Genomic DNA, 18,104 nt, shown 5'->3' on the forward strand with positions numbered 1-18,104 from the left:
GATCAGGCCGCCTTTCGTTCCATGACGATGCTGCCGGCACCGTCGATATGGGCGTCAAAACTGGTCGAGACGAAGGTAGATGTCTCGTCCTCTGCGATCACGGCGGGACCTGCGATGGTTGTGCCCGGCGCCATGTCCTCGCGGCGATAGAGCGGGATCTCAATCACCTCGCCTGCGCGGCCGTCGAAGAACTTTCGACTGCCGGAGGCCTTGCCCGCCGGCTTGCGCGCGACGGCCGCAACCGTGGGCGGATTGCGCGCCTCGGTGGTCGCGAGCACCGACCAGCTCAGGACCTCGATCGCGGCGCCCGGGATCGGCCGCTCGAACATCGCCGAATAGTCCGCCTCGAACTTCTGGCGCAGGCCGGCGAGATCAGCCGCCGTCAACCGCCGGTTCGGCAGCTCGACCGTGATCTCGTGGCCCTGGCCGACATAGCGCATGAAGGCGGCGCGGCGCTCGCGCACCGGTGCGCCGGCTGCGCCGGGCTCGACCAGCGCGCGGGCTTCGGTCGCCATCTCCTGCAAGAGATCGGAAACCGCCTCGGTGTCGAAATCGTCGAGCCGGACATGACGGCTGCGCACCAGCTCATAGGCGATGGGAGCGGCGAGGAAACCAACGGCAGAACCGACACCGGCATTCGACGGCACGATCACCCTGGAGACGCCGATCTTTTCGGCCACACGCGCCGCATGCAGCGGCGCGGCGCCGCCGAACGCGATCAGCGTATGCTGGCCGACAATCTCACCGCGCTCGACCGCATGCACGCGCGCGGCGCTCGCCATGTTCTCGCAGACGACCTCATGCACGGCATAAGCCGCGGTTTCCGCCGACAGACCCAGCGGCTCGCCCACGTCGCGCAGCAGCGCCTGCATCGAAAGCTCGGGGCTGAGCTTGATAGTGCCGGCCGCAAAGGCGTCGGGATCGATCATGCCGAGCGCAACGTCCGCATCCGTCACCGCCGGGCGCTGGCCGCCGCGGCCGTAGCAGGCGGGCCCCGGCTCCGACGAGGCGCTCTCGGGCCCCACAGTGACACGCTTCATCGCGTCGACATGCGCGATCGAGCCGCCACCGGCGCCGATCTCGACCATCTCGATCACGGGGATGCGCACCGGCAGGCCGGAGCCCTTCAGGAAGCGCGCCGCGCGATCGACCTCGAACACGCGCGAGGTCTCAGGTTGGAATTTCTCGATCAGGCAGATTTTTGCCGTGGTGCCGCCCATGTCGAAGGACAGCACCTTGCTCTCGCCAAGGCGCGCCGCGATCTGCGCAGCGAAGATCGCGCCGCCGGCGGGGCCGGACTCGACGAGACGCACCGGAAAACGCCGCGCCGTCTCGATCGACGTCACGCCGCCACCGGAGGTGACGAGATAAATGGCGCCGCGGAACTGCTCGACCTGCAAGGCGTCGGCCATGCGGGCAAGATAGCCGTCGATCAGCGGCTGCACATAGGCGTTGGCGACGGCGGTCGATGTACGCTCATATTCGCGGATCTCCGGGCACACGGCGGAGGACACCGTCACGGAGATGCCGGGCATCTCCTCAGCGAGGATCGCGGCCGCGCGGCGCTCGTGCTCGGGATTGGCGTAGGAGTGCAGGAAGGCAATCGCGACGCTCTCGACCTTCAGCGCGCGCAATTTCGGCGCGAGCGCGCGCACCGCGGCCTCATCCAGCGGCAGGCGGACGGCGCCATGGGCGTCGATGCGCTCGGGGACGGTGAAGCGCAAGCTGCGCGGTGCCAGCGGCTTCGGCTTGTCGATGCTGAGATCGTACTGATCGTAGCGGCTCTCGGTGCCGATATCGAGCACGTCGCGGAAGCCGGCCGTGGCGATCAGCGCCGTCTTGGCGCCGCGCCGCTCGATGATCGCATTGGTCGCGAGCGTGGTGCCGTGAATGAAGACGTCGATGTCGCTCATATGCGCGCGCGCGTCAGTCAGGATGAGACGCATCCCGTCCAGCACCGCCTGCTCGGGCCGCTGCGGCGTGGTCAGCACCTTGCGCGTCTTGCGCACCTCACCCACGTCCAGCACGATGTCGGTGAACGTGCCGCCGATATCCACAGCAAGGCGCACCTCGGCTCCCTCAAGCATTCCAAAACTCTCCGCGCTGATCGTCAGACTGGGGTCGAAACCGCAGCAATTTTCATACCAGCGGCGGCGCAAATGGTGAAGCCGCTGGGGCCGATTTGCGTGGCACCTATGCGATAGGAGAGTGCGGGTGGCGCGACGCGATCAAAGCAGGAATGCCAGCGCCGCCTCGCAGCGCTCCTCGACCTTCAGCGTAAGGAGATCATCGGCGCGGGTGCGTCCGAGATTGACCGCAGCAATGGGAATCTGCCGGCGCGCCGCCATCTGCACGAAGCGGAAGCCGGAATAAACCATCAGCGAGGAGCCGACGATCAGCATCGCGTCGGCCTGCTCCAGGTGATCCTGCGCGGAGGCGACGATATCGCGAGGAACGTTCTCACCGAAGAACACCACGTCGGGTTTGAGGACGCCGCCGCAGGCTTCGCACGCCGGCACCTTGAACGACGAGAAGTCTGCGTGCTCGAGATCAGCGTCGCCGTCCGGCGCATCGGCGGCATCGAGCGTCAGCCACTCCGCATTGGCGCGGCCAAGCGCGTCCTGGAATTCGTTGCGCGGCGTCTTGCCGCCGCAGCCCATGCAGCGAACCAGATCGAGCCGGCCGTGCAGGTCGATCACCTGCCGGTGGCCGGCGGATTGATGCAGGCGGTCGACGTTCTGGGTCAGCAGCATCCCGCATCGCCCGTTCGCCTCGAGGCGGGCCAGCGCATGATGCGCATCGTTCGGACGCGCCTGACCGAAGCGCCGCCAGCCAATCAGGCTGCGCGCCCAATAGCGCTGGCGCGTAGGCTCTTCCGACATGAAGGCCTGGAAGTTGACCGGCTGGGTCCGCTTCCAGTTGCCGTGGCTGTCGCGATAGTCGGGAATGCCCGAATTGGTACTGCAGCCGGCGCCGGTCAGCACGAACAGATTTTCGTGCCGGTCGACGAAGTCCTGAAGCGGACGGGTTGCCAGCGGAGCACTTGTCATGGGCGGAGATGTAGTCTGCGCCGTCGAGTTTTGCCAGATCACCCCGCTAGCTTGCCCAGTTCTCGCGAAATTCCGGGAATAGCGTCAGGCCACCGCAGGCGTAGATGGTCTGCCCGGTGATGTAGCTCGCGTCATCCGAGGCGAGGAAAGCGAACACGGCCGCGATCTCCTCCGGCGTACCGACGCGGCCCAGTGGAATGTGGCTGGTGACGACGCCGCGTTTTGCGGGATCGCCGGTCCAGGCCGCGTTGATCGGGGTGTCGATCGCGCCCGGCCCGACCGCGTTGACACGAATGCCGCGGCCGGCGAATTCGAGCGCCAGCGTGCGCGTCAGGTTGGCTAGGCCGCCCTTGCTGATCGAGTAAGCGAGATAGCCGGGCTTCGGAATGATCTGGTGGACGCTCGAGCAATTGATGATGTTGCCGCCTCCACCGCGCGCGATGAAATGCGCGAGCGCCTTCTGCGCGCAGAGTACGGCACCGTTGAGATTGACGTCGATGATGCGGCGATAGGTTTCGACGTCGAGCGCCTCGCTTGACGACTCCTTCTGGAAGCCGGCGTTGTTGACGAGACAATCGAGACGCTTCCAGCGCGAAAGGATCGTCTCGAACATCGTGACGATCTCCTGCTCATTGCCGACATTGGCCTTGACGATGCAATGATCGAGCCTGCCGTGGCCGCGATCGCTCGAAGCAGTCCGAGCGAGCGCGAGCGTCTCCTCCGCCCGCTCCGCATTTTCGAAATAGTTGATGGCGACGGTCGCGCCTTCCTGGGCGAACCGTATGGCAACGGCGCGGCCGATGCCTTGGGAAGCGCCGGTCACCAGCGCGTATTGGCCGACGAGGCGCGCGGGAAACGGGGGTGAGCGATCGGTTTGCGGCATGGGTTCTCCTTGGAATGCCTCACCATCGATGGAACAGGCGTTTTTGTTCCATCCATCAACGCATCGCTGGGATTCATTCCGTGCGCAGCGCGATCCGTGAGGTCAGGATCTGATAGAGGATGATGGCACCAAAGGTGGCCGTGCCGATCCCGCCGATCGTGAACGCACCGAATTTCAGCGTAAGGTCGCCGGCCCCCGCGGTCAACGCCACGGCGACTGTAATCAGGTTCGCCGGATTTGCGAAGTCGACCTTGTTCTCGACCCAGATCCGCCCGGCCATCGCGGCGATCAATCCGAACAGCACGATCGAGAGACCACCGATGACGGGACCGGGAATCGACAGGATCAGCGCGCCGAATTTCGGCGAGAAGCCGAGCAGGATCGACACGGTGGCCGCGAAGGCGAACAGCAAAGTCGAATAGACCTTCGTCGCCGCCATGACGCCGATGTTCTCGGCATAGGTGGTGACACCGGTGCCGCCGCCGCAGGCTGCCACGATCGTGGCGAGACTGTCGGCGAGCAAGGCGCGGCCGAGATAGCCATCCAGGCTCCGGCCCGTCATGGCACCGACGGCCTTGATGTGACCGAGGTTCTCGGCGACGAGAATGATCGCAACCGGCGCGATCAGGAAGATCGCATCGGCCTGGAAGGTCGGCGTGGTGAAGTTCGGCAGGCCGAGCCAGGGCGCGGCCGCAAGCTGGGTGAAGTCGATCGGTTTGCCAAAGCCAAGGCCGTTCGCGAACAGCAAGTACAAAAGATATCCGCCGATCGCGCCGAGGATGATCGGCAGGCGGCGCCACAGGCCCGGAGCAGTAACTGCAACCACGCCGATGATAAGAACGGTCGCGAGCCCGATCCAGGTGTCGAACGCGCCGGCGCTCACCGCCTTGACCGCCACGGGCGCGAGGTTGAGGCCGATCGCGGCGACCACAGCGCCGGTGACGACCGGCGGCATCAGCCGCTCGACCCAGCCGACGCCCAACCACATCACGATCAGCGCGATTACGCCATAGAGCACGCCGGCCCCGATGATGCCGCCGAGCGCGACCGAGATGTTCGGGTTCGGCCCATGTCCGGCATAGCCGGTGGCGGCGATGACGACGGCGATGAACGCGAAGCTCGAGCCGAGATAGCTCGGCACGCGCCCCGCAACGATGACGAAGAAGATCAGCGTGCCGATGCCGGAGAACAGGACCGCGACATTGGGATCGAACCCCATCAGCAGCGGCGCGATGATCGTTGCACCCGACATTGCGACGCAATGCTGGAGACCGGAGACGATGGTCTGGCCGAGCGGCAATCGCTCCTCGGGCATGATCACGCCGGAAGTCTTCAACGTCCAACGCGGAAAGTAGCCTTGCGCCTGTTCGTCCGAACTTGTTGCAGTCGACATGTTCCCCCCAGTTGCGGTGCAGCGATCGATGTTCGTGCGATCCGACAAAAATGTGATTGTCGCTTCTGCGGCGGCCATCACATGATGCAAATCATGCAAGATCAATGTGTTCTGGGGCACACCATATGACACAAGTCGCGGTCCAGCCAGCCATCCATCGCCGGCATCAGCCCTGGTACAAGGTACTCTACATCCAGGTGCTGATCGCGATCGTGCTCGGGGTGCTGATCGGTTACTTCTATCCCGATCTCGGCAAAGCCTTGAAGCCGCTCGGCGACGGCTTCATCGCGCTGATCAAGATGATGATCGCGCCGGTGATCTTCTGCACCGTGGTGCACGGCATCTCTTCGATGGGCGACCTCAAGCGCGTCGGCCGGGTCGGGCTGAAGTCGCTGATCTATTTCGAGACGGTCTCAACCATCGCGCTCGCGGTCGGCCTGCTGGTCGGCAGGACCCTCCAGCCCGGATCCGGCTTCAACATCGATCCGGCTACGATCGATCCGAAGTCGGTCGCGACCTACGTCACCAAGGCCAAGGAGGAAGGCATCGTCGCGCATCTGATGGCGATCATCCCCGACAGCTATTTCGGCGCGATCGCGCACGGCGACCTGCTTCAGGTGCTGCTGATCTCGATCCTTTCGGGCTTCGCCATCGCCTTTCTCGGCAAGGCCGGCGAGCCGATCGCGGTGGCGATCGACAAGGCCGCGAAGATGTTCTTCGGCATCATCCGCATCATCGTGCGCGTCGCGCCTATCGGCGCTTTCGGCGCGATGGCCTTTACCGTCGGCGCCTACGGCCTCGGCTCGCTGCTGAACCTCGCAGCCCTGATCGGCACGTTCTATCTCACCAGCATCCTGTTCGTGCTGATCGTGCTGGGCTCGATCGCCCGGGTCGCCGGCTTCTCGATCCTGCGCTTCATAGCCTATATCAAGGACGAGCTGCTGATCGTGCTCGGCACCTCGTCATCGGAGACGGTGCTGCCGCAGATGATCCAGAAGATGGAGCATCTCGGCGCCTCACGCTCGGTGGTCGGCCTCGTGATTCCAACCGGCTACAGCTTCAATCTCGACGGCACCAACATCTACATGACGCTGGCGACGCTGTTTTTGGCGCAGGCGACCAACACGCATCTGACCATCTGGCAGGAGCTCGGCATTCTGGGCGTCGCCATGATCACCTCGAAGGGCGCCTCGGGCGTCACCGGGGCCGGCTTCATCACGCTTGCGGCCACGCTCTCGATCGTGCCTGACATCCCGATCCAGTCGATCGCAATCCTGGTCGGCATCGACAAGTTCATGAGCGAATGCCGCGCGCTGACCAACCTGATCGGCAACGGTGTCGCCTGCGTCGTCATCAGCATCTCCGAAGGCGAGCTCGATCGTGACGCATTGCATGAGACGATGGCCCATCCGCTGGAGATCGGCGAAGCACTGGAGCCCGGCGGCAGCGCGTGAGGCTGCGCAGATCGAAGGCAGGCGCAGCCCGGTTCCTTTGCTAGGGTAAGGCGGGATCAGATGATCCCGCCCTTGGCGTGCAGCATCTTGCCGGCGAGATCGAGCCGGCGCGTGACCCCGATTGCGTGCAAGAACGCCTCATCATGACTGACAACGAGCAGCGCGCCGTCATAGGCCCGCAAGCCCGCTTCGACGGCTTCGATGGACACGATGTCCAGATGATTGGTCGGCTCGTCCAGAATCAGCAGGGACGGCGGCGTTGGTCCGCCCAGCACGCAGGCGAGGCCCGCGCGAAACATTTGCCCGCCGCTCAGGCTGGCAACGATCTGCAGGGCGGCATCGGCGCGAAACATGAACCGGGCCAGCGCGGCATGGCAGGCATTCGCGTCTGCCCCCGGATTGAGGCGCCGGAAATTTTCCAGGATGGAGATCGAGGGATCGAGCAAGCTGACCTTCTGGTCGAACACCGCGAAATCAGGCTTGACCCGCACGGTGCCCGAAAGAGGTTGCAGCTCGCCCGCGATCAGCTTCAGCAGTGTCGTCTTGCCGGAGCCGTTGGGCCCGACCAGCGCGACCCGTTCCGGTCCGACGATGGCGAACGAGAGATCGCGCAAGACCGGCTGCTCCGGACGATAGCCGGCGCTGACCTCCTCGAGCCAAAGCACCTCCCTGCCCGCCGGCAGATTCGTCGCGGGCAGTTTCACGGAGAGCGGCTGAAGAATCTCGACGCGCCGGCGCGCCGTGTCGACGGCATCGAGCGCCTCCGCGCGCCGCCGCTCGGCGATTTGCGCAGTCTTTCCGCCGGTATCCTCGCTCCGATCCTTGCGCCCGCCGGCGAGGATGCGCGGCATGTCTCCCTTCGCGCGCTTCTTCCTGCCGCCGCTGTCCTTGCGCGCTTTCCTCTCTGCGGCCTCCTGCGCCTTCCCGTCGATCTCGGACAGGCGCCTCTCGGCATGCGCGAGGTCGTGCCTGACGGCGGCGAGCTCGACGGCCTTCTGCGCCCGGTAGCTGCTCCAATTGCCGCCGTATCGCGTTGCCCCGAGCGACGTCAGCTCGACGATCGCATCCATCGTTTCAAGAAGGCCCCGGTCGTGACTGACGACGATCGCTCCGCCGCGCCAGGCGGCGAGGAGATCGGTCACCGCCTTGCGTCCGTCCCGGTCGAGATTGTTGGTGGGCTCATCCAGCAGCAGGAAGTCGGGCTCGGCGAACACCAGTGCGGCAAGGCGAACGCGCGTCGTCTGGCCGCCAGACAGACGGGACAGCGCCGTGTCGAGAGAAACATCGAACCCGAGGCGTGCGAGGGCGGCCTGTAGCCGCGTTTCGAGGGTCCAGTCGATCGTGGCGATGTCGTCGGCCGAGGCATCGCCCCGCTCCGCGCGGCGAAGCAGCTCCAGCGCTTGCCGTGCACCGAGCAGATCGGCCACTGTCGCGTCCGCAAACGGTTGAACGTCCTGGCGCAGCAGGCCGATGGTCGCGTTGACAAAAATCCGCCCGGACTGGGGAACGTCCTCCCCCGAAATCGACGCAAGCAGCGTGGATTTCCCGATGCCGTTGCGGCCGACGAGACCGGTCCGCTCGGCTGCGAATGTCAGATCGATATTGGAGAGAAGAGGACGGCCGTCAGGCGTGGACAGCGACAGATTCGACAGGATGATTGAAGCAGGCATGGAATTCCCCGTGAGCAAGGCAGGTCGGCTTTGCGGTCGGGGTCATGTCCATGGCTGCGAATATCCTGATTGAGATCTCGCTCATAGTCCGGCCGGGACGCGAGATCAAGGCGCATTTCGCGGACGCCAGCGGGTCAATCACCGATGCTTCACGAAGCTGTTGATGGACCCTAGGCAGGGCACGCGCTATGGGGCGAAAAACACCACGTGTCTCAATGAAGGGGCCATCTCGTGAGCGGCAAGCCAAACATCGCCCTCGCCCAACTGCTTCAGCAGGCCTTTCTGGCGCTGCGGGCCAAGCAGTTCGACACTGCAAGGCAGCTTGCCACCGAAGCCCTGAAATCAAACCGTACCGACCGGAACGCCGTGCTGATCCTGGCCCATGCCCTGATCGGCCAGGAGCGCGCGAACGAGGCGATCGTGCCGCTGGAGCGAGCCGCGCGGCGAGGCGACGATCCGGAAATCGAGACGCTGCTCGGCCACGCGCTGTGCCATGCGCGGCGTGCAAGCGACGGGATCGCGCAACTGCGCCGAATCGCGGCGCGCCGCCCGCCTTATCTGCCGGCTTTCCAGGAGCTGGCGGGCCAGCTCGCAAACGCCGGCGAACTCGGTGAGGCAATCGGGATCATCGAGGCCGCGCTCGTTCTTGCTCCCGCCAGCGTCGACCTGCAACTCGACCTGGGACGCCTGTGCGTGCGCAACAATGATCGCACCAAGGCGCGCACCATCCTGGGCGCCGCGCGCAAGGCCGCGCCGGGACGCACCGATATCCTGACCGAGCTCGCCTGGGCGCAACTCCTCGACGGGGCCTATGCGGAGGCAGCCGACACCTACCGTCACGCGCTCGGGCTTCGTCCCGACGACGCGCAGTCGCGCGCCAATCTCGCGATCTGCCTCTTGGAAATGGGCGAGCGCGACGGCGGTGAGGCCGCGCTACGTTCCGTCTTTCGCGGACGGGCGCACATGCTTGGCCGCGCCGCCTTTGCACTAGCCGCCTCCTCGCATGGCCGCTTCTTCTTTCGTCCGAGCGCGGCCGCGAAGTTCTTGGGGCAGAAGTCCGAGCGGACGGCTACGCCCTGAACTTGCGCCGGTACAGGCCCGGCTCGCGCTTCAGCGCGGCGCGCAGGGCGTGGACCTTGTGCGTCTCCTCCGTGGTGAAGGCCGAGGTCTGCCGGATCCAATCCTCGCGCTTGACCGGAATGCACTGTGCGATTGGCGTGCCCTTGGGCAACACGCCGCAGAAGCTCGTGTTGTGCCAGTGCGCCGGAAAGTGGATCCAGGTGTCCCTGTAACGATCACAATCCACCAGGCCGCTCAGCGTGGTGAACGGCAGATCGAAGCGATTGACTGGATGCGTGAAGAACAGCGCGTAGCCTTCCGGGGCTTCGATGGTCCAGAGGTTGTGAAACTTGATGACGAAGCGGTCGGCTTCGAACAGCGGCGAGCCAGTGAGCTGCCCTTGATCATGAAAACTGATCGGCGAGCGTGGAAAATCGATCTCGCCACCCGGCGGGATATCGTTGCCCCAGGTGATCTCACCGTCCTCGACCCGGAGGTCGCAGATCAGCGGGATCAGAAACCCGCATGTCATCGCATCGACGAAGGGCGGGCAGCGCTTGATCGTCTCGTCATCCTGCTGATTGAGGGAGCTGAAGGCGGTCGCCGGCATCGCCTTGAGCCAATCGGGCACGCCGAGGTTCGCCGGGACCGGTTGCGGCAGCAGGCCTTCGAGCTCTGCGGGGCAGCGGAATCTGATCGCGAGCTTGTTGTTATTGTTCTGCGAGGACATTGGGCATATCCAGCCGAGTCCCCTATCGATAAAAGGAAACTGCCGCGGTTAGAAGCCCCGCGGCAGGTCTGGACCATTACATCTTTGTTATCTTTGGATTGGCAGCTCTCCTGCCGCACCGATGCCGGCACCGCATCAGGAGCGAATGCTCGATCAGTCCTCGAGCGCGGTAACCAGCATCTCGGATGCCGCCGCCACGATCGCATCCACGCGTTTGGTCATCCGCGCGCCACCGCCTTGACGTCGGCTTCGTTCTTCGGAACGGCGGCAAGCTCGGCGAGCGTGATCGGCTTGACCGGCGCGCGCAGCCGGTAATAGCCGATCTCCTGCGGGGTCTTGCCGCGCGCCTGCGCCATCAGCTCGGTGACGGTGAGACCGCAGAGCCGGCCCTGGCACGGGCCCATGCCGGTGCGGCGATAGGCCTTGAGCTGATTGGGCCCGGTCGCGCCGATCGCAACGGCATCGAGAATGTCCTTCGCGGTCACCTCCTCGCAGCGGCAAACAATGGTGTCGCCTGTGGGAATGCGGAACTGCGGCGCGGGACGAAACAGCGTATCGAGGAACGTGCGGCCGCGCTCAGCCTTGGCCTGCTCGGCGCGGAGCACCGTCATCGGCGCGAGTTTCGCAGCGTCCGCGGGCGCCAGTGCTTCCACCGCCGCGCGTGCCGCGATGCGGCCGCGAACCACTGCGGCTGTCGCACCGCCGATCCCGGCACCATCACCGGCGATCGCGATGCCGGCGACCGATGAGTTGCCGCTCGCATCCAGCACCGGCGACCAGCACAATTGCAGATCATCCCAACGATGCTCGATTCCCGCCGCCATCGCGAGATTGACGTTGGGCACGACACCCTGATGCAGCAGCAAGAGATCCGCAGGAATGGTCTCGCGCTTGCCGCCCGCGACATAGCTCACGCTCGCGAGCTGGCCGTCACCGGCCGCGGCGAGCTCCGTGACGCCGCAGACAACCTGAACCTTGGCCCGCACCTCGCGCATCATCGACAGGCCCTTGGCGAAGTAAGGCGAAGTCAGGAAGGCGAAGCCGTTAGGCAGCGCGGCGAAATAATTGCCGCGTTCTGTGGTGTCGAGGATGCGGTCGATGCGACCGCCGAGGCGGAGGATTTGCGCGGCGAGCAGCCAGAGCAGCGGCCCCTGCCCCGCGATCACTGTGCGACCGTCGGGGACCAGCGCCGAGGACTTCAGCATCGTTTGCGCCGCACCCGCAGTCATCACTCCCGGCAACGTCCAGCCGGGAATCGGAAACGGCCGCTCCAGCGCACCGGTCGCGAGGATCACGCGCTGCGCCCTAGCGAAGGCGGAGGCGCCGCCGATCGAGACTGCGATCTCAAGGTTGCGGTCGAGGCTCCAGACCGTGGCACGCTGAATGATTTCGGCGTTGCTCGCGCGCAGCGTCTGCACGAGATCGGCACCAACCCAATAGTCGGCGCCGAGCTGATTGCGCTCGGTCACGGGTGTCGAGGCGATGGCGCGGAACACCTGGCCGCCCGGGCCGATGTTCTCGTCGAGCAGCAGTGTCGACAGGCCGGCTTCGGCCGATGTCGCCGCGGCGGCAAGGCCCGCGGGCCCCGCGCCGATCACCACCACGTCGTAAGCTTCGCGCTTGGGAGCCACAGTCATTTTCCGATCTCCCGCTTGCCCTTCTGGATCTCGATCTGCATGCCCTCGGCGACAGGCACGAGGCAGCCCTGGCGATTGCCGACGCCGTCGATGGTGACGAGACAGTCGAAACACACGCCCATCATGCAGTAAGGCAGACGCGGCGCGCCGCTCACCGCGGTGGAGCGCCGCGCGTCGCAGCCTGACGCCAACAGCGCGGCGGAGACGGTGTCGCCCTGGCGCGCCGTGATGGCCACGCCGTCGACGAAGATTTCGACCTGCGGTCGCTTGTCCTGTTCGGATCGTCTGAACATGGCAATGCCTCTTGGCTCCTTCCTCAAAATCTCTAATAGCCGCTGTTGTTCGCCGCGCCTGCGCCGCCGAAGCGGCTGGCCGAGAACGCACCGACCAGCTCAGGCTCGAGCGCGCCTTGCGCAATCATACGCGCGACCTCGAAGGCATGGTTGGATGCGAGCGTCACGCCGGAATGGCAGCAGGCGACGAAGGCACCGGGATGGGTCTCCGACTGGTCGTAGATCGGAAAGCCGTCCTGCGGCATGACGCGGATGCCGGCCCAGCTCCTGATCACATTGAGCCGCGCCAGATGCGGGAACATGCGCTGCGCGCGATCGGCCATCACGCCACTGATCGAGAGCTTGAGCATGCGATCGTCGAGGTGGTCCTCCATGCTGTCGCCGATCATCACCGTGCCTTCGTCGGTCTGGCGGAGCGTGGTCAGCGGATGCGGCAGGAACGGCATGGTGCGCTCGGTCACCACGATCTGGCCGCGGGTCGGTCCCATCGGCGCATAGAGGCCGACCATCGGCGCGAGCGTCTGGTTGGCGTTGCCTGCGGCAAGCACGACCTTGGCGGCGCGGAGCTCGCCCTTCGGCGTCGTCAGGCGGAATTCGCCGCCGGACTTGCTGATCGCCGAGACCGGACGCTCCGGAAAATAGTCGATGCCGAACGCCTTGAAGCCGGTGTGGAAGGCGCGGAACGTGCGCAGCGAATTGACGTGGCCATCGAGCGGACAATAGCTGCCGCCGGAGACCTCCGGCCCGATCAGCGGCAGCGCCTTCTTGACTTCGGACGCCGGCAACATCTCCATCTTGTAATCGGCAGCGCCGACCTGATTGTGCATGCGCTTGACGAAATCGGCGCGCTGGCCGAATTCGTCCTCGCCTAGCGCGAGATGAAAACCGCCATTCTGCTGCAGGCCGACGTCGAGCCCGGTCTGCTGCTTCAGCTCCGACGCGAGCCGGCCCCAGGCTTCCGACGCCCGCACGGTCCAGACCGTATAGGCCGGCATGCCGAGCCCTTTGCTCTGAACCCAGATCAGCGCAAAATTGGCGCGCGAGGCACGCTTGGTGATGTCGCCTTCGTCGAGCACGGCCACGCTCTTGCCGAGCCGGCCGAGGCCCCAGGCAATGGCGGAGCCGAGCAGTCCGCCGCCGACGACGGCAACGTCATAGTCCCTGGACATGGGTTCTCCTATCGTCCCGTATCGCCCCTGCCGGCGAGCACGCGGTCGAGCCAGTAGAAGCGGTCGAGCAGAATGAGGGCAGTCATGGTGATCGCGATCACGCAGGCCGAGACCGACGTCACCGGCGGATTGATGTTGTCCTGGATATAGAGGAACATGCGCACCGGCAACGTCTCGGTGCCGGGTGCTGCGAGAAAGACGGTCATAGTGAGATCATCGAAGGACTGGATGAAGGCCAGCGCCCAGCCGCTGATGACGCCGGATCGCGCCTGGCCAAGGCCTTTCTCAACGAGGTGCGCCGGGAGAGCGCGCTGCTGGAGCGCACAGCGCCACACCAGCAACATGGGGCAGAAAGCGACTGAGCTTGCGACCGCACGCGCAACCTTTACCTGAGGGGCACATGGCACGCATCACCATCATCGAGACCGGACAGGTCCCGCAAAAATATCGTGAGCGTCACGGCTCGTTTCCGGACATGTTCGAGCGCATGGTCCGCGCCGAGGACCCGGCGGCCACGGTCGAGATCGTCAGCATCCCGAATGGCGATGCGCTTCCCGACGCGCGCAAGCTCGAGGCCATCCTGATCACTGGCGCGGCCGCCGGCGTCTATGACGGGCTCGAGTGGATCGCGCCGCTGGAAGACTTCGTCCGGACCGCCTATGCGAACAAGACGCCGATGGTCGGCGTCTGCTTCGGCCATCAACTGATCGCGCAGGCACTCGGCGGCACTGTGCGCAAGTCGGATAATGGTTGGGGCATCGGACGGCACGTCTATCGCGTGTTGGCGGACAACGGCGTCATTGACGGCGAAGAGGTTGCCATCGCCTGTTCGCATCAGGATCAGGTGATCGAGGCTCCGCACGACGCGCTGACGATCCTCTCTTCGGACTTCACCTCGCATGCCGGCCTGCTCTATGCCAACGGCACCACGCTGACCGTGCAGCCGCATCCGGAATTCGACGTGGAGTTCGCGCAGGTGTGCTGCGATCTGCGCGACGGAAAGGCCCCGGACGATGTCGTTGCAACGGCGAGGGAGTCGCTGGCGCAGCCGATGGACCACGCCAAGCTGGGCGGGGCCATCACGAGGTTTCTTGCGCGCAGACCTATCCCCTCAACCTGAGGAGCGCGCTCTTGCGCGCGTCTCGAAGGATAGAGGCCGAGATGCCGCGGTCGGGCCTGCATGGTTCGAGACGCCGCGGAGCCTGTCATCGGGCCGCGCGTTGCGCGGACCCGGTGGCGGGTCCTCACCATGAGGGTAGAGAATGATGTCCCGGCTCAGAACGGATCGCTTCCCAGGCCCGGTACGTCCGCGGGCCGCGGGCCCGGCGCCGGCCAGTAGAACCGGCGGTCCTTCTCCCGCGATGGCGATATCGTTGATCGACGCTTCGCGCCGTCTCATCAAGCCATGCTCGTCGAACTCCCACTGCTCGTTGCCGTAGGAGCGATACCACTGGCCGCTCGCGTCGTGCCATTCGTACTGGAAGCGTACGGCGATGCGGTTGCCGTCAAAGGCCCAGAGGTCCTTGATCAGGCGGTAGTCCTGCTCCTTCTCCCATTTGCGGGTGAGGAACGCGACGATGGCGTCTCGGCCCTGGAACACTTCCGAGCGATTGCGCCAGCGGCTGTCCTCGGTATAGGCGAGCGCAACGCGCGCCGGATCGCGCGAATTCCAGGCGTCCTCGGCCATGCGGGCCTTTTGCGCGGCGGTCTCTCGGGTGAAGGGCGGAAGCGGCGGGCGCGACATGATGGCCTCATCGATTGATCGGGGCCCGCAAATCTATCGCCTCAGTTGGTGGAGTCGATAGGCCATCACCTATTGGGCGATCACGAAATCAGATCGGCCTTCATCAGCGTACGGATCGATTTCGGGATCGGCTGCGCGCGGCCGCCGCTGATGAAGGCGACGCGCACCTCCGCTTTCACCAGCACGTCCTCGCCGCGCCGCACCTCCTGCGCCAGCATGATGGAGGCACCCTTCACCGCGATCGGCCAGGTGACGACGTCGAGCACGTCGTCCATCCGCGCGGGTTTGAGGAAATCCAGATGCATCGAGCGCACCACGAAGGCGAAGCCGGCATCTTCCGTCGCGGGCTGCTCGAACAGCGCCTGCTGCTCGGCTCCCATCAGCCGCAGATGATTGGTCCGCCCGCGCTCCATGAAGCGGAGATAATTGGCGTGATAGACGATGCCGGAAAAATCCGTGTCCTCATAGTAGACGCGGACCTGCATGTGGTGGCGGCCGTCGCGGACCTCGCCGTCGAGATGAGCTGTCACGTCGCGAGCCTCTTCGCATTTCGGTAACCCGTCCGTTTTGCGCAAAAACGGCCGGCGGCGCAAGCGCCGCTACGCCGCCAAAGCCCCCCGCCCCAGCGTCACCTCAACGATTTCCGGCGGCACGCCGACGCGGACCGGCATGATGCTGCAACCGAGGCCGCCGGAAATGATGACGTCGCATTTCAGCCGCAGATGGCCATAGGCGAGCCGGAGGCCGTGTTGCATCGGAACCGCCGGGGACCAGCCGAGCAGGCGAACCTGGCCGCCATGGGTATGACCGGACAGTTGCAGCGCGACGCGTGTGGGGACGCGCGGCGCAATGTGGGGCTCGTGCGCGAGCAGGATGATCGGCGCGTTGTCAGTAACCTTCGCGAGCGTGCCCGCAAGATCGTCGGCGCCGAAGCGCTGCACGCGGCGATAGCGCTGCGCCGGATAGTAGGCGAGCTGATCGCCGAGGCCGGCAAGCCAGAACGATCGGCCATCCTTGGTGAGACGCACGGCGTCGTTCTCGTAGACGGGGATGCCGGCCGCCTCCAGCGCACGATGGGCCACCGTTGGTCCGCGTCCCATCCGCTGCACGGTCTTGTCGTCCCAATAGTCGTGATTGCCCATGACGGCATGGACGCCAAGCGGCGCCTTGAGGCCGGCCAGCACCTTGGCCCATTCACTCGACGGAATGATGCGCGTCACCTGGCGAATGCCGGCGACATAGTCGCCGAGCAGCACGATGAGGTCGGCGTTCAGCGCGTTGGTACGATCGACGATGGCCTCGATCCGCTCCAGTGACATCCATGGGTCGCAGGCATGGATGTCGGCGATCACGGCGATCTTCAGCGGAAAATCCGTCGGCCATTGCCGCGGCGTCGGATGATAGCGGGTGACGCGAAGCCGCAGCACCGGCTCGACGCCGACGCCATAGGCCGCGGTCGAGACGCCGAGGGCCGACAGACCGCCGATGGAACGGATGAGGTGACGGCGTGTGATCATGGAAGCCCCATCGTGATGCGGCCTCTTGATGCGGTCCGATTAAAGCGGAATTGGGGTGTGCTCGTGCAGACCATCTGCAGCCGCGTGCAGATGTCTGCACGATGGTTACTAGCGGCCTTGCCCGACCAGCGCATCCAGCCGCGTCTTCAATTCGTCGGACGCGCGGTAGTACCAGACGCCGCCGAGCAGCTCACGGAACCGTGAGTCGGCGCGCGCCTCGCGCTCGATGCGGTCGATCGTCCCGACGCTGATCACATCTTCAAGAGGGCCTGCGGCCAGCAGCGACAGCAGCACCGGATTGGACTCGATCTTCAAGATCTGAACAATCCAGTCGATCATCTTGTCGGGATCGTTCTCGCGCAGGTCGCGCTCGAAATCCATGATCGCGAACAGATTGTCGTCCTGGTCACGCTCGGACCTTGAATATTGCTCGACCCAGGCGCGAGCAAGCTCGGCAACCGACATATTGGCGCAATCGAGCGACTCGCGCGGCGTGCGCTGCGCCAGGTGGTCGGCGTGCCAGGCCTCGGCAAGTCTTGCAATGCGCGGCATCAAGGGATCGTCGGGACCCAAATGCACGCCCCCAAGCAGCCAGCGCAGCCGGTCATTGTGCGCGGCTTCGTGCTCGACACGCGCCATCACCTCCTCGCCGTGTGCGTAGAACAGCGCCAGCAGGAACTTGTCGTTGAGCTGCATCACCGTGGGCTTGTCGGTCTCGGTTTTGAGAACCTCCAGCACGAGATCGAGCGCTCCGTGCGGCCGGCGATGCGGCAAGTGATCGAAATAGAGTTTGATGGCCCAGATGCTGCCGGCCTGGTCGCGCCGGCTGACGCGCTGAAGCGCGCACCACATCGATGCCAGCTCGCCAAGCGGCATCGGATCCAGAAACGCCTCGGTCTCGTCGGGCGTGCGCAGCTGCGGCACAGCCGCGATTGTCTCCAGCAATGTCGCGCAAGTCTGCCCCATGTCTTCCTGCCCCATGTCTTCCCACTCCAATGTCGTTCCCCTCAAGGCATGCGCGTGAGCGGCGACCCCGATCGCCGCGCGTTCGCATTAGTGACGGAGTGAAACTCGTGGGTTCACCGGCTGCGGCAGTCAGTCATCCTCGGCCTGATCGGTGCCGAACAGGCCGAACTGTGCCGCCGCATCGCGCGAAGGCTCGGCGATGCCGAGATGGCGGAAGGCGTGCGAGGTGAGCAGGCGGCCGCGCGGGGTGCGCTGCAGATAGCCGCACTGTATGAGATAGGGCTCGATGATGTCCTCGATCGCATCGCGCGGCTCGGACAGCGCGGCAGCCATCGTCTCGACGCCGACCGGGCCGCCGCCATAGTTGAGCGCGATGGTCGTGAGATAGCGGCGGTCCATGGCGTCCAGGCCCGCGGCGTCGACCTCGAGCGCGCTCAGCGCGTGGTCTGCGATCTTGCGGTCGATCTTGTCGGCATCGGCCGCCGAGGCGAAATCGCGCACCCGGCGCAACAGGCGGCCGGCGATGCGCGGCGTGCCGC

At 65.4% G+C, this 18,104-nt stretch carries 16 protein-coding genes and 3 pseudogenes; 4 read left to right on the forward strand and 15 right to left on the reverse strand.

All coding sequences use genetic code 11. The features are described 5' to 3' along the window. Positions 1–2: 2 nt before the first annotated feature. The 4 genes from AC629_RS34030 to AC629_RS34045 all read right to left on the reverse strand — a co-directional run bounded on the left by AC629_RS34030 (position 3) and on the right by AC629_RS34045 (position 5,326). The gene (locus AC629_RS34030) at positions 3–2,087 is read right to left on the reverse strand and encodes a hydantoinase/oxoprolinase family protein (protein ID WP_084809164.1); all 2,085 of its coding nucleotides are present in this window, start codon (positions 2,085–2,087) and stop codon (positions 3–5) included. Positions 2,088–2,228: 141 nt separating this feature from the next. Then, positions 2,229–3,050: an NAD-dependent protein deacetylase gene (locus tag AC629_RS34035; protein ID WP_084809165.1), complete on the reverse strand. Its 822-nt coding sequence runs from the start codon at positions 3,048–3,050 to the stop codon at positions 2,229–2,231. A gap of 46 nt (positions 3,051–3,096) precedes the next feature. Further along, the gene (locus AC629_RS34040; RefSeq protein WP_084809166.1) at positions 3,097–3,933 is read right to left on the reverse strand and encodes an SDR family oxidoreductase; all 837 of its coding nucleotides are present in this window, start codon (positions 3,931–3,933) and stop codon (positions 3,097–3,099) included. Positions 3,934–4,006: 73 nt separating this feature from the next. After that, positions 4,007–5,326, reverse strand: coding sequence for a solute carrier family 23 protein (locus AC629_RS34045; protein WP_084809177.1), 1,320 nt, complete (start codon positions 5,324–5,326; stop codon positions 4,007–4,009). 125 nt (positions 5,327–5,451) lie between these two features. Here AC629_RS34045 and AC629_RS34050 point away from each other — a divergent pair, with 125 nt between their 5' ends. Continuing rightward, complete coding sequence (locus tag AC629_RS34050; protein WP_084809167.1) at positions 5,452–6,780, forward strand: dicarboxylate/amino acid:cation symporter; 1,329 nt, start codon at positions 5,452–5,454, stop codon at positions 6,778–6,780. Between the two features lie 56 nt (positions 6,781–6,836). Here AC629_RS34050 and AC629_RS34055 read toward each other — a convergent pair whose 3' ends face one another. After that, positions 6,837–8,450, reverse strand: coding sequence for an ABC-F family ATP-binding cassette domain-containing protein (locus tag AC629_RS34055; protein WP_084809168.1), 1,614 nt, complete (start codon positions 8,448–8,450; stop codon positions 6,837–6,839). Between the two features lie 231 nt (positions 8,451–8,681). Between AC629_RS34055 and AC629_RS34060 the strand changes: the two genes are divergently transcribed. After that, the gene (locus AC629_RS34060; protein WP_084809169.1) at positions 8,682–9,530 is read left to right on the forward strand and encodes a tetratricopeptide repeat protein; all 849 of its coding nucleotides are present in this window, start codon (positions 8,682–8,684) and stop codon (positions 9,528–9,530) included. Here the strand turns inward: AC629_RS34060 and AC629_RS34065 are convergent. The 5 genes and pseudogenes from AC629_RS34065 to AC629_RS34085 all read right to left on the reverse strand — a co-directional run. Next, positions 9,520–10,239 carry a hypothetical protein gene (locus AC629_RS34065; protein WP_084809170.1) on the reverse strand — a complete coding sequence of 240 codons (720 nt, stop codon included), beginning with the start codon at positions 10,237–10,239 and terminating at the stop codon, positions 9,520–9,522. The two genes, AC629_RS34060 and AC629_RS34065, sit on opposite strands and share 11 nt — an antisense overlap. Positions 10,240–10,457: 218 nt before the next feature. Beyond that, complete coding sequence (locus AC629_RS34070) at positions 10,458–11,876, reverse strand: FAD/NAD(P)-dependent oxidoreductase (protein WP_084809171.1); 1,419 nt, start codon at positions 11,874–11,876, stop codon at positions 10,458–10,460. After that, positions 11,873–12,169: a (2Fe-2S)-binding protein gene (locus tag AC629_RS34075; protein ID WP_084809172.1), complete on the reverse strand. Its 297-nt coding sequence runs from the start codon at positions 12,167–12,169 to the stop codon at positions 11,873–11,875. Before AC629_RS34075 ends, AC629_RS34070 begins: the two co-directional genes overlap by 4 nt. 32 nt (positions 12,170–12,201) lie before the next feature. Continuing rightward, a complete protein-coding gene (locus tag AC629_RS34080; protein WP_084809173.1) occupies positions 12,202–13,338 on the reverse strand; it encodes an NAD(P)/FAD-dependent oxidoreductase in 1,137 nt (378 codons plus the stop codon). 8 nt (positions 13,339–13,346) lie between these two features. Then, positions 13,347–13,598 (reverse strand): annotated as a pseudogene (locus AC629_RS34085) (ABC transporter permease); the annotation flags it as partial. Between the two features lie 3 nt (positions 13,599–13,601). Between AC629_RS34085 and AC629_RS50300 the strand changes: the two are divergent. Then, positions 13,602–13,700: pseudogene (locus AC629_RS50300) on the forward strand (LysR family transcriptional regulator); the annotation flags it as partial. Between the two features lie 38 nt (positions 13,701–13,738). Continuing rightward, positions 13,739–14,458, forward strand: a complete 720-nt coding sequence (locus AC629_RS34090) for a type 1 glutamine amidotransferase (protein WP_084809174.1) — start codon at positions 13,739–13,741, stop codon at positions 14,456–14,458. Between the two features lie 155 nt (positions 14,459–14,613). On the opposite strand, the pseudogene AC629_RS34095 reads toward AC629_RS34090, so the two are convergent. The 5 genes and pseudogenes from AC629_RS34095 to AC629_RS34115 all read right to left on the reverse strand — a co-directional run. Beyond that, positions 14,614–15,082, reverse strand: a pseudogene (locus AC629_RS34095) (nuclear transport factor 2 family protein). 80 nt (positions 15,083–15,162) lie between these two features. Then, positions 15,163–15,567, reverse strand: coding sequence for a tol-pal system-associated acyl-CoA thioesterase (ybgC, locus tag AC629_RS34100; protein WP_074121374.1), 405 nt, complete (start codon positions 15,565–15,567; stop codon positions 15,163–15,165). A gap of 114 nt (positions 15,568–15,681) precedes the next feature. After that, positions 15,682–16,599: a metallophosphoesterase gene (locus AC629_RS34105; RefSeq protein ID WP_084809175.1), complete on the reverse strand. Its 918-nt coding sequence runs from the start codon at positions 16,597–16,599 to the stop codon at positions 15,682–15,684. 108 nt (positions 16,600–16,707) lie between these two features. After that, positions 16,708–17,580 (reverse strand): DUF6869 domain-containing protein, encoded by an 873-nt coding sequence (locus AC629_RS34110; RefSeq protein ID WP_245332076.1) that lies wholly within the window; start codon positions 17,578–17,580, stop codon positions 16,708–16,710. A 114-nt stretch (positions 17,581–17,694) separates the two neighbouring features. Then, positions 17,695–18,104, reverse strand: a 410-nt coding sequence (locus AC629_RS34115) for a Holliday junction DNA helicase RuvB C-terminal domain-containing protein (RefSeq protein ID WP_283848217.1), incomplete at its 5' end; no start/stop codon positions are given.

It is taken from the genome of Bradyrhizobium sp. NAS80.1 (genome assembly GCF_001908205.1).
GTDB lineage: Bacteria > Pseudomonadota > Alphaproteobacteria > Rhizobiales > Xanthobacteraceae > Bradyrhizobium.